Raw genomic sequence first — 15,893 nt, forward strand, 5'->3', positions numbered from 1 at the left:
TTTATTGTTCCATTTCTGTGCTTAAATTAGACCTCGTATTAATAATTAAAAATAAATACCAAATTCATGAAAAAAATAATTTTACTGATAACTTTTGCTATTCTAGGAATAGCAGTTATGAATGCACAAGACAAAGACCAAGTTAGAGATCAAGACCAAGTACGGTTAATGTTAGTTGATGGTGATGTCTTACAGATTAGAGATAGAGATCAAATTAGACTAAAAGATAAATTAACATTGAATGACGGAACAGTAGTAAGCCCAAATGGGAAATATGTAACTCGAGACCAAGTAAGACTTCGTTTAAAAGATGGCGAATGTTTAGATATGGATGGAGTTAAATATCGTAATGAATATCAATATAGATATAAAGTACAACAAGAAAATAAAGGACTTAATCAGAATCAAATTCAAGAAAGAAACCAGAATAGAGTTCATTATATGTTAGTTGATGGTGCTATTGTACAAATTAGAAATCAAGAACAAAAAAAATTACAACAACAATTAAAATTAAGTGATGGTTCTCAATTAGGTCCGGATGGTGCACTTTTAACAAGAGAAAGAAAACAGTTGCATTTAAAGGATGGTGAGTGTTTAAATTTAGATGGTAAAATGTACAGAAATACATATGCACATAGAAAAATGACAATGCAAAAAAACATAAATGCAAAAAAGAACTTATTGAAAAAGAAAGTTCAAAAAAAAGCGAGTATTAAAAGTACAACAAGTAAAAAGGGAAAGTCATAAATCAGTAAGAAAAAGGGTTTATAATACTATAAACCCTTTTTAAACCTATTAAAATTATGTCATGAAAAAGTTAAAACTAAATACAATACTAATCCTATTAATTGCTTTCTTCAGTGAAGAAGCAATTGGACAAATTATGCCAAATAAAGATGCATCTTATACTTCTGCGAATGCAAATTTTATAAATGATGCTGTTTTTATGACAAATAAAGAGGTATCGTATGTTTCTGTGAATGTAAGTTTTATAAATGATGCTGTTTTTATGGGAAGAAAAGATTCTATTGCAACGCCTTATTTGTATCCTTCAATTCTATATCACAATAAGTATGGTTTTTATGCAAGTGGTTCTTTATCATATTTAACAGCATCTAATGAAGCTAGAATAGATTTGTTTTTAATTAGCGCAGGTTATGACTTTAGCATTAAAAAACTTGATGGAGATATTTCATTTACAAAGTACTTTTTTAATGATGATAGTAATAATGTTATTTCAGAAGTAGCATCAGATTTAACAGCAAGTTTAAAATACGATTTTAATGTTGTTAATTTAGGAGTAACTGCGAATACTTATTTTAATAAAAATGATAGTTCAGATTACTTTTTGTCAACAGAAATTAGTCACGATTTTGTTTCAGATAATCAAAAATTTCAGATTTCTCCAACAGCAGGAGTTAATTTTGGGACTCAAAATTTTTATGAAGAATATTATATAAATAACCGTTATGGAAGTGGACGTTCAGGGCAAGGTTCTGGCCAAGGAAGTGGAGGTAGCACTCAAATAATTACGGAGGTAGGAATACAAGAAAGCGAAGACTTTAATCTTATGGCAATAGAATTTAGTCTGCCAATGTGGTATGTATATGATTCATTTACATTTTCATTTTTACCTGCTTTAGTACTACCACAAAATGAGGCAACTTTAGTAGTAGATGATGTGGTTGTTGAAGAGGATTTAGAAAGTACTTTTTACTGGGTATTTAGTATGAGTTATCAATTTTAAATAATTAAAATGAAAAAGGTTGTTTTAAATTTTTCAATTAATGCAACTATGGCAATCTGTATGTCTTTTATTCTTGGAACAGGTTTACTTATCAAATATATATTAATTTCTGGGCAAGAACGTTGGGTAAAATATGGTAGTAATGTAGAACTCTATTTTTTAGGAATGGATAGGCATGAATGGGGTCAAATTCATTTTATTTTAGGGCTTGTTTTAATTGCATTATTATCTGTACATATTTTTTTGCATTGGAAAAGTATTAAAAATGTTTATAAAAAACTCATCAAGAAATCTTTAACCAAAAAAATAGGAGCCTTACTTTTTTTATTTTTTTGTTTAGCGCTCATAATAACGCCATTCTTTATTGAACCAAAAGTTGAACCAATTAAAAAAGGAAATGGAAGACAGGTACTTGTTTACGATAGTTTTGATAGCCAATATGATTTAGCTTTAAAGTATTAATAATCATTTCACCACCTATTTAAGCTAACGTGCATTTCTCTTTGTTAGTAACAATTGTTACAGTCCAGCGCTTTTTCGCGCCTTAATTTTGTATCAAATTAATAGCATATAATGATGAAAAATAAATTATTAGTGATACCATTAATATTACTTTCTTTCTTTTTACAAGCACAAGAAGTAGTATTGGTATCTAAAAGTGACGTTATTTCTAAAGTAAAAGAAAATAACAACACAATTAAAATGTCTCAACAAGATGTTTTGGCTGCAAAAGGAGATTTTAACCAAACAAACGCAGTGTTTTTACCTAACATTACAGCAAGTCATACAGGTATTTCTACAACAAATCCATTAATGGCTTTTGGGTCTAAATTGAATCAGGAAATTTTAACACAAAACGATTTTAATCCTGCATTATTGAATGATCCAAGTACCACTAGAAACTTTGCAACTAAGATAGAAATTCAGCAACCGCTTATTAATTTAGATGGCTTTTATCAAAGAAAAGCAGCAAAATCTAAAATGAATGCAATGACTTTAAAAACAGAAAGAACGGTAGATTATATGTCTTTTGAAGTTGAAAAATCATACATGCAATTGCAGTTAGCTTATAAAGGTGTAGCTGTTTTAGAGAGCGCTTTAACAGCAGCAAATGAGCACAAAAAAATAGCAGACAATCGTTTTAATCAAGGTTTTTTACAACGTGCAGATGTTTTAAATGTTGAAGTACGAGTTACAGAGGTTAAAAATCAGTTACAAACTGCAAAAAGTAACGTGCAAAATGCGTCTAATTACGTATCATTTTTAATGAATGATAAAAATTATGTGGTTTACAGACCAACAGACAGTTTAACGGTTTCTAATTTTAATGTTGATAACAAGATTATTTCTGAAAGCAGATCTGATATTAAAGCAATGCAATTAGCATCTGAAGCTTATAAAGCAATGAATAAAGCTGATAAAATGGCTTTTTTACCACGTTTAAATGCTTTTGGGAGTTATGAAATGTATGATAACAAAGTGTTTCAGGGTGATGCAAATGGATATTTAATTGGCGCACAATTAAGTTGGGATTTATTTAAAGGTTCTAAACGTTTTGGAAAAGCGCAAAAAAGTAAAGCTGAATTTGAGAAGTCTAAGTTAGCGTATAATGAATATGTTTCTAAAAGTAATCTAGAGTTTAACAAAGTGAAGCGTCAATTATTAGATGCAAAAAACAGGTTAAACTTAACAGATTTAGCAGTGCAACAATCTAAAGAATCTTTAAGGATCCGTAAAAACAGATTTAAAGAAGGTCTAGAAAAAACGTCTGATTTGTTAATGGCAGAAACAAAATATGCACAAAAGCAATTAGAGTATTATCAAACCGTATTTGAATACAATTTCACGCAAACTTATTTAGAATTTTTAACCAAAGAATGAAAACAGTCGGCAGTAACAGTATTCAGTAAGCAGTAGGCAGTAACAATATTCAGTAACAGTAAGCAGTAACAGTATTCAGTCAAAAAAAAAGAATAAAACAAATCAAATGAAAAAATATATTTACATCATTACGTTAATTTCTACATCATTATTTATTACTAGTTGTGGTAGTGAAGACAAGAAAGTAGTAGATAATTCGCCAGTAATTAATGTTAAAGTTAACAAAGTTGAATTAAATAATAACAGTCAGTTTTTGCCTGTAAGTGGTAAGATACAAGCAACAAATAGTGCTGATTTAAGTACTAGAATGATGGGTTATGTGGAGAAAGTTCATGTAAATGTTGGTGATAAAGTTAAAAAAGGTCAATTATTAGTTTCTATAAATAATACCGATTTACAAGCTAAAAAAGGACAGGTAAATGCAGGAATTGCAAAAGCTAAAGCTACGTTTAATAATGCTGAAAAAAATTACAATCGTTTTAAAAATTTATTTGCAAGCACTAGTGTTACTCAAAAAGAAATGGATGACATGACTGCTAATTATGAAACGGCAAAAGCGGGTTTAGAATCTGCAAATCAAATGAAAAATGAAATTAATGCCCAATTTGCATATTCTAATATTACAGCGCCTTTTAGTGGTGTAATTACAAGTAAGAATGTAGAAAATGGAGATATGGCAAATCCTGGAATGCCTTTAATTAGTTTGGAAACGCCAAAAGAGTTTGAAGTGATGGCAATGGTGCCAGAAACTGAAATTTCACAAATTAAAAAAGGAACAATAGTTAATGTGTTAGTAAAATCGATTGACAAAAATATTTTAGGAAAAGTGAGCGAAGTAAGTACTTCTGCTAAAAATACGGGAGGACAATATTTAGTAAAAATAGATTTAGAAAAAACGGATGTAAATATTTTATCTGGAATGTTTTCAACAGTTCAATTTCCAGTAGAGAGAAAAGTAAAATCAGCATTGGTTTTAATTCCTAAAGAAGCAATTGTTACAAATGGGCAATTATCTGGTGTTTACACAACAAGTGAAAGTAATAAAGCTTTGTTGCGTTGGTTGAGATTAGGTAGAACTTATGGAAATAAAGTTGAGGTTTTATCGGGTTTAAATTCTGATGAATCTTACATAATTTCTGCGGAAGGAAAATTATTTAACGGAGCAAAAATAAGTATTCAGTAAGTAGTAGCTTTTAAAGTTACAAGTCTAAATTAAAAATAGTAGTTAGAATTTTCGCGTTAAGGATAGCAGTGTAAATCCTTTTTTATTTGCTGAATTAATTCAGTAAATAAAAAAGATTGCAACGGATAGCCTGTTAAAACGCCAAAAAAAAGATAAAAAAATGAAAGAAGGTTTAGCAGGAAAAATAGCAAAAGTCTTTATAGGATCAAAGCTTACTATACTTTTAATGATCGTATTTATGGTTGTTGGTGTGTATAGTTCTTTTTTAATACCACGTGAAGAAGAGCCACAAATTGATGTGCCAATTGCAGATATTTTTGTTGGTTACCCAGGTGCAAGTCCTACAGAAGTTGAGTCTAGAGTTGTAAAACCTTTAGAGAAATTAATTTCTAATATTAAAGGTGTAGAGTATGTGTATTCTACTTCTATGAAGGAAAAAGCAATGGTAATTGTACAGTTTTATGTGGGTGAAGATATTGAGCGCTCGTTTGTGAAATTATACAATGAAATTAATAAACATATGGATCAAATGCCAAAAGGTGTTACGTTTCCGTTGGTTAAAACACGTGCTATTGATGATGTGCCAATGTTGGGTTTAACGTTGTGGAGTGAAAACTACAATGATTACCAATTAAGCCAAATGGCGGAAGAATTAGAAACTGAAATTAAGAAAGTAAATGATGTTTCTATTACGCATAAAATTGGTGGAAGAAACAGACAATTACGTGTGGTTTTAGATAAGGATAAATTAGCTGCTAGTGGGTTAGATTTCTTGTCGGTTTCAGAAATGATCAAAGCCAATAATACGCAATTAAGTGCTGGTAGTTTTGATAAAAATGACACAGAATTTCTTGTAAATACGGGTAATTTTTTAGCTTCTGCAAAAGATGTTGAGAATTTGGTAGTTGGTGTACAACAAAATCAACCTATTTATTTAAAACAAATTGCTACAATTATTGATGGACCAGAAGTGCCACAAAAATACGTGTCTTTAGGTTTTGGACAAGCAAGTGGTAAATCTCAAACGTACAAATCTGAATATCCAGCAGTAACAATTTCTGTAGCCAAAAGAAAAGGTGCAGATGCTATGAAAATTGCTGAGGTTATTCTTGATAGAGTAGCGCATTTAAGAACAACTTTAATACCAGATGATGTTCATGTAGAAGTTACCAGAAATTACGGAGAAACAGCTTCACATAAAGTGTCAGAATTACTGTTACACCTTATAGGTTCTATTTTTGCTGTTACTTTAGTAGTAATGTTAGCGATGGGTTGGCGTGGTGGATTGGTTGTGTTTTTGTCCGTACCCATTACGTTTGCTTTAACATTGTTGAGTTACTATATGTTAGATTATACGTTGAATAGAATTACGCTTTTTGCTTTAGTATTTGTAACCGGTATTGTGGTTGATGATTCTATTATAATTGCAGAAAATATGCACAGGCATTTTAAAATGAAACGCTTGCCTTTTAAACAAGCTGCTTTATATGCAATTAACGAAGTTGGTAACCCAACAATTTTAGCAACATTTACAGTAATAGCTTCCGTTTTACCAATGGCTTTTGTATCTGGTTTAATGGGTCCTTATATGGCACCAATGCCAATTGGAGCTTCTATTGCAATGATTTTGTCATTATTTGTAGCATTAACAATAACCCCTTATTTAGGATATATTTTCTTAAGAGAAAAAGATAAAAAAGGAGCAGCACAAAAACCTGAAAAACCATTAGAAGAAACGCTTATTTATAAAATTTATAACAAATTTGAAAGACCTTTATTAGAAAATAAAACGAGAAGATGGGCTTTTTTAGGAGGGACTTTTATTGTTTTAATGGCAACAATGGTTTTATTTTTTACAAAATCTGTTGCAGTTAAAATGTTACCTTTTGATAATAAAAATGAATTTCAAGTTGTAATAGATATGCCAGAAGGCACAACATTAGAACGTACAGCAGTTGTTACACAAGAAATTGCTCAGTACTTATCTACAAGGCCAGAAGTAATGAATTATCAGAATTATATTGGTACTTCTGCTCCCATAACTTTTAACGGTTTAGTGCGTCATTATGATTTACGTGGTGGAAGTAATATGGCCGATATTCAAGTTAATTTGATTGATAAAGGTGAACGAGATATTCAAAGTCATGGAATTGCAAAATTATTAAGGCCAGAAATTCAGAAAATAGCAGCAAAATACAATGCAAATGTAAAGTTGGTAGAAGTTCCTCCTGGACCACCAGTAATGTCAACAATTGTTGCTGAAGTTTATGGGCCAGATTATAGTGAGCAAATGAAAATAGCAAATCAAGTTCAGGGTATTCTTAAAAACACAGCAGATGTAGTAGATGTAGATTGGATGGTTGAAAATGATCAAATAGAATATCAATTTGTAATAAACAAAGAAAAAGCAATGTTGTATGGAGTTGCACCGCAGCAAATTGCATATACAATGAATATGGCTTTATCTAACAGTGCAATCACAAATTTATATGATGAAAATGCTGTAAATCAAGTTGGTTTGGTTTTGAGTTTAGCTGAAAAAGAGAAATCTACAATTTCTGATATTTCTCAATTAAAAGTAAAATCGAAACTTGGAAACATGGTTCCTATTGCAGATTTAGTTGAAATTAAAGAAACGATTGCGGCAAAAAGTATTTATAGAAAAAACCAAAAACGTGTTGTTTATGTAGTTGCAGATATGGCTGGAGAACTAGAAAGTCCTGCATATGCAATTTTAGGAATGGAAGAAAAGTTGAAAGAAATTAAACTTCCAGAAGGTTATAAGTTAAATGAAATGTATTTAGGGCAGCCAGATTTTGAAGATGATTATACTGTTAAATGGGATGGAGAATGGCAAATTACCTTAGAAGTATTTAGAGATTTAGGAATCGCCTTTTTAGGAGCTATTATCTTGATTTATATTTTGATTGTAGGATGGTTTCAAAACTTTAAAGCACCAATTGTAATGATGGTTGCCATACCGTTATCATTGATAGGGATAATTTTAGGACACTGGATTATGGGGGCATTTTTTACTGCAACATCATTTATTGGAATGATTGCATTAGCAGGAATTATGGTGAGAAATTCTGTTTTATTAATCGATTTTATCAATTTAAGATTAGCAGACGGAATTCCATTAAAACAAGCAGCAATTGAAGCGGGTGCAGTTAGAACTACACCAATTTTATTAACTGCAGGTACCGTTGTAATTGGAGCATTTGTAATTCTATTTGATCCAATTTTTCAAGGATTAGCAATTTCTTTAATGGGTGGTACAATTGTTTCAACGGTATTAACTTTATTGGTTGTGCCATTGGTCTATTATATGATAGAGAAGAAAAATTATAAATAATTATCGACTGCGCTCGAACGGACATTAAAATAAAAAATTATGAAATTAGTATTAGTTACAGCAGTAGAAGAGTTTCAGAAAGAGGTTTTGAAAATCTTCAAAAAAGCAAATATTGAAAACTTTAGCAGTTCAGATATTGATGGGTATAAAAATGTACCTTCATTATTAATGGCTTCTAATTGGTTTTCTGCCGGAAAAGGAGGGAACGAATCTATTATGTTTTTCTCATTTACTAGTAAGGAAAAAATTGATGATTTATTCAATATAATTAAAGAATTCAATAATAATTTGGAAACAAATAATCCGATTAAAGCGATTGTTGTTCCTGTAGAAAGATTTATATAAATTTAAAAATTAGTAAAAATGTTAAATAAATATTTTAGAGTTTTAGTAGGTGCGTTTATTTTATTAAGTGTTGTATTAACAGTATATGTGAATGAAAATTGGATGTGGTTTACTGTATTTATTGGTTTAAATATGATTCAATCTGCATTTACAAAATGGTGTTTATTGGAAACTATTTTAATAAAATTAGGAGTTAAAAAGTAATTTTTTATAGATAAGATTTTAAATTAAAACAGCACCCAGACTACAAAATATACTTTGTAGCCTGGGGGTTTTTTTTATAATATGATGCCTTAAATAAACCTACCTTAATGATAATTGTCATTTTACAATTCCTTTAAGAATATTAAATTTGAGCTATTAATGTAATAAAATTGTGATAAGATGAAAAAAATATTACACGCAACTGATTATTCAGTAAATGCAATTTCTGCATTAAAATATGCGATTAGTTTAAGTAAAAAATTAAATACGAGTTTGTTTGTAATTCATGTTTTTGATTTTCCTACAATTTTTGATAAAGAACTAAAAGAACCCTATACCAATCTTGAAGAAAAGACTTACATAACGCAACAAAATAAATTGATTAAATTTTGTAATAAACATTATGAAGGTGATTTAGATGCGCTAGATATCTGTTTTGAAGCTATTGAAAATAAGTCTATTGTAAATGGAATTATTAAAAAAGCAAAAAAACTAGAGGCAGATTTGATAATTACAGGTACAAAAAGTGAAAAGATGTTTAAAGAACTTCTTTTAGGAAACACGTCAAAACAACTTATAGAAAAAGCACCTTGCCCTGTATTAACAATACCAAAAGAGCACAATATAAAAAGTATTAATACAATTGTTTACGCATCAGATTTTGAAGAGAATGATATTTGTGCAATTTACGATTTAGTAAATATTGCCAAGTCTTATGATGCTAACATAAAAATAGTTCATATTTCTTCAGATCATGACAAAGAAGTAGAAAAGAAAACAGCTTGGTTTTTAGAGTTGTTAAAAGAAAAAATTAAATACAATAAGATTGATACTGATATAATTTACTCTAATACTATTTTTAGTACTTTAAAAAAGTATTTAGCGGATGAAAATGCGGATATGGTAACAATGTTGGAACGAAACTCAAAAGGTATTATGAAAACGCTTTTTCATGTAGATTTAGTAAAAAAAATGGAGACCTCAAGTACTATTCCTTTAATGAGTTTTAATGAAAATTGGTTATAATAAGATTGTTTGAAACCAAAAAAAATGAAAGATATTTTAACAGGCTTATTGGTATTATTATCATTAACTGTTTTTTCGCAACAAACATCTTGGGAAAAATGGGAATTGGAATCTAAAACAGACATTAGATTACTACCAAAATATGGTAATGTGGAAAAAACTAAAAAGCAAAAAGAGGCTGATAAAATATTGATAGAAACTATGCTTAAACATGATTCCTCTCTTAAAAAAGCGTCTAATCGTTTCATAAATTTAGGTTTTCAATTTTTATATAAAAATGATATAAAAACGGCAATGTACAGATTTAATCAAGCCTACGTGCTTGACTCAACCAATACAGATATTTACTGGGGATTTGGCGCAATCTATATGTCTTTAGGACAATACGAAAAAGCAAAAGAACAGTATGAAGAAGGACTTAAAATCACCCCTGATAACACACGTATTTTGACTGATTATGGTACTTATTTTATGTGGCAACACGCTGCTTTAATACCAACAGATAAAGAAAAGGCAATGATTAAATTGGATTCTGCCATGACGTATATGTCTAAATCTTATAACCTCGATGCGTCTTACCAACAAACAACATTTAAGCTATCAATACTATATTTGACTAAAGGTGATTGTAATAATGCTTGGAAGTATTATGATGAATGTAAATCATTAGGAGGTCAAATTATTATAGAGGCATATACAAAAGATTTACAAAGGGAATGTAAACGAAAAAAGAAATAAAACGCCACACAACAAAGTACTGTGGTAAAAAAAATAATTATACACAACAATGATGTTTCATTAGTATTAGGAGTTTATCTTTTTACCATTAGAGCTGCTCATTCAGTACTTTTCTTAACGATTATTTTAGTTCTAATATTTTTTCTTTTTAGTGCTGGTGTGCATGGATTTTTTTGGTTTTTTTATTAGTGATATTAATATTTTTTTAGATTTTTGTTTGCTTCATAATTACCCTCAATTAATTTTTCTTTTAAAGCAGTTAAGTTGTCTTTTTTCAGAAAAACTTCCAACACAATTAACCTTCCTTATTTTACCTGTTTTCAATATAAATTCATAATTTTTTTCACAATAAAATTGCTGTTCTATAAAACTTATTTTTTGCAATCTGCTGATTATTAATGATAAATGTCATTTCAAATGCAGTTTTAGATATGTAATTTTATCATAAAATCTTAGAGATGAAACTGATTGAAGCAACCCAAAAAGTAGAAATTGATTTAGGTGATGTCAGGCTTAAAGGAATTTTAACAATTCCTGAAAACGTAAGAGGAATTGTAGTTTTTTCTCATGGAAGTGGAAGCAGTCATTTGAGTCCAAGAAATAATTTTGTTGCCAACTTACTTAATGAAAAAAGATTTGCAACATTACTTTTCGATTTGTTAACTGAAAGAGAAGATTCTCTTTATGAAAAGAGATTTGATATTGTTTTATTAACTAAAAGATTAATTAAAGTTACCCAATGGCTTAAAAATAATTATTCAACTTCATCAATTAATGATATTGGGTATTTTGGAGCAAGTACAGGAAGTGCATCCGCCTTAAAAGCTGCAGTATTTTTTGGGAATTCAATAAAGGCTGTTGTTTCAAGAGGCGGAAGAACAGATCTTGCAGGTAACGATTTAAGTAAGATAAAATCGCCTACACTTTTTATAGTTGGGGGTTTGGATGCTGTTGTAATTGAACTAAATCGTATGGCATACAATAAATTAAAATGTGAAAAGCAACTTGAAATTGTTCAAGAAGCATCACATCTATTTGAAGAATATGGAAAACTAGAAGAAGTAACGAAACTAACAATAGATTGGTTTAGTAAATATTTAAAGAATTAAAAAGATGTTTAGAGATAGAATTGAGGCTGCAGAATTACTTGTAAAAAAATTAATTCATTTAAAAGATAAAAATGTTGTTGTTTTAGCCATTCCTAGAGGAGGTCTTCCTTTAGGTTATGTAATTTCAAAAGAGTTAAATGTACCTTTAGATATTGTTTTAACAAAGAAAATTGGACATCCTACTAACAAAGAATATGCAATAGGTGCTGTAAGTTTAAAAAATTCTGTTTTAGGTTATGGTTCTGAAAGTGTTTCAGAAGAATATCTTATTAGCGAAATAGATAGCGTTCGAGAAACTTTAAAAAAGAGACTTCAAAAATTTTATACAAATGTTTCTCCTCAAAACCTTAAAGGCAAAACTGTAATTATTGTTGATGACGGTATTGCTACAGGTAATACTATTTTGGTTACAATAGAATTAGTTCAAAATGAAAATCCTGCTAAAATAATTGTTGCAGTTCCAGTTGCTCCACCATCAGCAATTCAAAAACTAAAACGTTCTCCTTATTTAGATGAAGTTATTTGTCTTGAACAACCGTATGATTTTAATGCGGTAGGAAATTATTATGACGATTTTAATGAAGTTAGTGATAATGAGGCAATTTATTTGTTAGAAGAAGCCAATAGTACCTTAAAAAAAATGCTGCAATAAGCACAAAAAAAAGGGAATCAATTTTAATTGATTCCCTTATAGTATTCTAAAATTAGCTTCTTTTATATTTACTTTCTAGATAAAGGGTCTAATCCAATAGTTCCATTTAAATTCTCTAAATAATTTTCAGAATTTACTTCTTTATAAAATTGTTTTAAACTTTCTAAACGACCATTAATATCCATTTCTAAAACTAAAGTATTGTTTCTTGGGTTTGAAATAAAATCTTCTAAATATTTTATTTGTTTTCCATAAAAGGCAATATCTTTCTGTTGTTTTAGAGCTAATCTTTCTTTGTACCAATCGCTATTAACAACATAGTCTCTATTAAATAGTTTACGTAATTCAGAATCACTAATATCTTTTCCTTCGTAATTACCATAAGCCATAATGTTTAATAGTACTTTTAAAGGCGGAATTGCAGCTTTTATACTACCATCTTCAAAATAGTTTAATGCAACTTTTTGTTGCGCTTCAGTAATGTTTTTAATACCATCTACATAATCGCTTAAGCCTTGTAATTCTGGTTTTAACATTCTGTCACTAAAAACAGCAGTAGGCTCATCAAAAATTCTATTCATACATCTGTAAGAGAACTTTTTAGTAATTCTATAGCCTAACCTACTGGCTAAAATAGTTTCTCCTTCGAATTCAAAATCTTCTATTTTTTCTAAAGAACCATTTGCAATTAAAGCTTTTGGATCTCTATCAACTGGCTCTAATCTTGCCCAAATTTCAGGAATTAATAAACTTACATCATGGTCAATTTTATTTTCTGCACCAATATAACCAGCTGCAGTGCTAAAACCATTAGATTCAGTTAAAATATGTGATAACAACGCATTGTTTAAATCGGTTGTTGGCGTTAGCATATTAAATGGTGCTTTTGTTAAAGCTCCTTCAGAACCTGCACCTGTTGTTGATGGTGATTTACCTGTTAAACTACAAATGAAATCCATAAACAATTCTGGAGCTTCTTGGTAATGAATAGGGTTATAAACAGCCAAAGGTCTAATGCCATTAGCTTTGTCTACAGGATTATTTCTTCTTCCTGGTAAAACCGCATTTACAACGTGATTTAAAGGATCGTTTAATTCCATTTTTCTTACTAAACGAATACCTAAATTAGCTAAATAAGTATCTTCAGTTTCAGTAATAACTTTATTAGGCTCTAAATAACGAGGGTTTTTTGTAGGTTCCCCATTTACAATTCTTGTATGCGAAGGCACAACAAAAAATTCTTCTTCTTTATCACTTTTTACAATGCTTTCAATAAAATCTTTTACGGGTTGCGTGTATTTGTCAAAGTTGATAGTGTCTTCATATAAAACAATAGCATCTTCTTTTTTAAGTAACTCATAGTTTGTTAAAAATCTTCCGTCAGAAATTAAATCTAATTCAGCACCTTTGTCATACCCTCTTACAACAGCTTCATCAGGTCTTTGAAACAAGTGAGCTTCACAATTGGTAAGAATTTTCAAACTTTTATTTGAAAACTCAGGGTTTAAGTTTTTTAATCTATTTCTAGGTATTGTTATAGAAGCAGTAATATCATCTTCAGTTTGTATTTTTTCACAAGGAGAAAAGTCTGAACGTAATTTATTCAACATCCAATTTCCTTTTTCGTTGAATCCAACACGAACATAACTACCAACAACAGGCGTGTTATTATGTAAAAGTCCGGTACCTTTTTTTCCGTTGATAATTTCTACAGACATATACTCTTTCCAGTTTAACTCACCGTGAGCTTGTCTGTATAAACGTTTTACAAATAAGACTAAAGAACGAATATGAACAGGAATTCCATCTAAAAATGAATTAAATTCATCTGAATTATGTTCAGAAGGAATTAATAATTTCACGGCAGAACTTAAGGATCTTTTTTCACTTAAAAACGATCTTGATAGTGGTCTCTTCGGATCTTTAATTTTCCAACGATTAGAGTAAACATATTCTATAATTTCATCTGCCTTTTTGAAATCTTCATCTATATTCTGAATGTTAAAATTACTATATGTAATCGCATTTTGCATCGATTTAGAAATTTCAGATTTTCCACCACCAGAAACGGTACACGGTTTATGACAGAAAACTCCTTCTGCAAACGTATCTACAATTCTCCATAAATCTATCGATTTATGTTTTTCTAATTTGAATTTATTACCTGTTGGGTGCACATACGTTTTAAAAGGAGACAACGTTAATTTTTGCTCTTTACTATGGTGCATCCAAGTAATACTATTTGTATTGATGTTTACATATGCAAACTCTGGAATATAAATAATATTTGGGTATTTTTTATCTATAGCGTAGTTTTCTGGTTTTACATCAATTGTATTCCCTAAAAGTTGCTTTACACCTTCAAAAGTATGCTGAAAATTATGGAATTCAGAATAGTCTCTACCATCTAAAGTATCACCCATAACTCTTCTTGCAAATGCAATTGCACCACCAGCATGTTCTTCTTCTACTAAACCAAATAAGTTAGCAGAATAGCTAATTTGAGTTTTAATTTCTTTTTTAGAATACCCATAATAATTATCTGCAATTAAAGTAATCACAACACCGCGGTCATCTCTACACGTTATTTTAAATGCTCCACCATTGTTATAAAGATCATTTTCATCTTTCCAACACATTCCGTCTTTTTTCTGACGTTCTGTAGCATCATCAAAATGAGGTAAACCAAGATCTTTCTTTTTTAAGTCTTTTAATTGGGGAGCTAAAATGATGCACCCCGTATGACCTGTCCAATGTTCTGTGTCTAAAGCAGCATCATTTTGTGCCAAGTTAGGATCTCCTGCATTTCCAAAAATAGATTCAACAAAATCTAAATTACTTACTAAATTTCCAGGAACAAAAAATCGGACTTCTAAAGATTTTTCTGAGATAACACCTTTTACTTCTGGGCATACTATTGGTCTCATTAATGTAGAAACCATTACTTTGGCTTGTTCTTCTTGATTTGAAGTAAATGGTAACGTTTTTAAATCATCAGAAGGATTAAAAGCTGCACTTAAAAGATTTGCAAATACTATTTTTGGTACTTCAAATTTATCTAATGGAACTGGTAAAGGACCTTCAACAATATGAAAAGTACCTTTTGTAGTTCTTTTATCGTTTAAAGGATTGTTTAAAATTCCTTGTTTTACTCTGTTTGTTGTAACTAAATCACTTTTAAAAGTATCACCATCTGGTGGTAAACTAACTTCTCTAGCTTGTCCTTTTTTAGATAGAATTAATGTGTTGTTAGGCAAAACCAAAGATTTATTTATTAAAACATCTTTTAGATAATCATCTATAAAATCTTGAATTCTTGTATCTACAGGAGAATGATGATTAGATAATAATCTTGATTTTGCCTGAAGACTTCTTATAAGTCCTGTTGTTAATTCTTCAAACTTAGGATCTAAAAATTTGTCAGCACTTTCTGGTTTGTCTTTAAAAGTTGGCTGCCCTAATGAAGCTAATTGTAAGTTAATAAATTGAACAGTGTCTTTTCTTGATTCTTGCATAGTGTTTAGATGTTGTTAGTATAGTTTTCTAAGACAAAATTAAAACAAGAGTAAAGTGAAAAGACTGACGAATGTCATGTTCTCCAACATAATTTACGAATACGATTGAGTATTGTATTGAAAAAAGACAAAATAAAA

Annotated in this window: 13 protein-coding genes; 12 read left to right on the forward strand and 1 reads right to left on the reverse strand. The window is 29.8% G+C overall.

Features of this window, described 5'->3' with window-relative positions; genetic code table 11:
- Nucleotides 1-66 precede the first annotated feature (66 nt).
- From BTO04_RS11425 to BTO04_RS11480, 12 genes are all read left to right on the forward strand, one after another.
- The gene (locus tag BTO04_RS11425; protein ID WP_087564618.1) at nt 67-747 is read left to right on the forward strand and encodes a DUF6799 domain-containing protein; all 681 of its coding nucleotides are present in this window, start codon (nt 67-69) and stop codon (nt 745-747) included.
- A 61-nt stretch (nt 748-808) separates the two neighbouring features.
- On the forward strand, nt 809-1,747 hold the full coding sequence (locus BTO04_RS11430) for a hypothetical protein (protein ID WP_087564619.1): 939 nt from the start codon (nt 809-811) through the stop codon (nt 1,745-1,747).
- 9 nt (nt 1,748-1,756) lie between these two features.
- Nucleotides 1,757-2,209, forward strand: a complete 453-nt coding sequence (locus BTO04_RS11435) for a DUF4405 domain-containing protein (RefSeq protein WP_087564620.1) — start codon at nt 1,757-1,759, stop codon at nt 2,207-2,209.
- A gap of 114 nt (nt 2,210-2,323) precedes the next feature.
- A complete protein-coding gene (locus BTO04_RS11440; protein WP_087564621.1) occupies nt 2,324-3,628 on the forward strand; it encodes a TolC family protein in 1,305 nt (434 codons plus the stop codon).
- Between the two features lie 106 nt (nt 3,629-3,734).
- Complete coding sequence (locus BTO04_RS11445) at nt 3,735-4,811, forward strand: efflux RND transporter periplasmic adaptor subunit (RefSeq protein WP_087564622.1); 1,077 nt, start codon at nt 3,735-3,737, stop codon at nt 4,809-4,811.
- A 160-nt stretch (nt 4,812-4,971) separates the two neighbouring features.
- Complete coding sequence (locus BTO04_RS11450) at nt 4,972-8,166, forward strand: efflux RND transporter permease subunit (RefSeq protein WP_087564623.1); 3,195 nt, start codon at nt 4,972-4,974, stop codon at nt 8,164-8,166.
- 39 nt (nt 8,167-8,205) lie between these two features.
- Nucleotides 8,206-8,511: a hypothetical protein gene (locus BTO04_RS11455; protein ID WP_087564624.1), complete on the forward strand. Its 306-nt coding sequence runs from the start codon at nt 8,206-8,208 to the stop codon at nt 8,509-8,511.
- 18 nt (nt 8,512-8,529) lie between these two features.
- Nucleotides 8,530-8,715, forward strand: coding sequence for a DUF2892 domain-containing protein (locus tag BTO04_RS11460; RefSeq protein ID WP_087564625.1), 186 nt, complete (start codon nt 8,530-8,532; stop codon nt 8,713-8,715).
- A 180-nt stretch (nt 8,716-8,895) separates the two neighbouring features.
- Complete coding sequence (locus BTO04_RS11465; RefSeq protein WP_087564626.1) at nt 8,896-9,741, forward strand: universal stress protein; 846 nt, start codon at nt 8,896-8,898, stop codon at nt 9,739-9,741.
- Nucleotides 9,742-9,765: 24 nt separating this feature from the next.
- Entirely contained in the window at nt 9,766-10,479 is a 714-nt protein-coding gene (locus BTO04_RS11470; RefSeq protein ID WP_087564627.1) for a M48 family metallopeptidase, read from the forward strand.
- A gap of 458 nt (nt 10,480-10,937) precedes the next feature.
- Complete coding sequence (locus BTO04_RS11475; RefSeq protein ID WP_087564628.1) at nt 10,938-11,588, forward strand: dienelactone hydrolase family protein; 651 nt, start codon at nt 10,938-10,940, stop codon at nt 11,586-11,588.
- 4 nt (nt 11,589-11,592) lie between these two features.
- A complete protein-coding gene (locus BTO04_RS11480; protein WP_087564629.1) occupies nt 11,593-12,240 on the forward strand; it encodes a phosphoribosyltransferase in 648 nt (215 codons plus the stop codon).
- A gap of 68 nt (nt 12,241-12,308) precedes the next feature.
- Here the strand turns inward: BTO04_RS11480 and BTO04_RS11485 are convergent, their stop codons facing one another.
- Complete coding sequence (locus BTO04_RS11485; RefSeq protein ID WP_087564630.1) at nt 12,309-15,755, reverse strand: hypothetical protein; 3,447 nt, start codon at nt 15,753-15,755, stop codon at nt 12,309-12,311.
- Nucleotides 15,756-15,893: the final 138 nt, after the last annotated feature.

The organism is Polaribacter sp. SA4-10, assembly GCF_002163835.1.
In the GTDB taxonomy this organism is placed as follows: Bacteria; Bacteroidota; Bacteroidia; order Flavobacteriales; family Flavobacteriaceae; genus Polaribacter.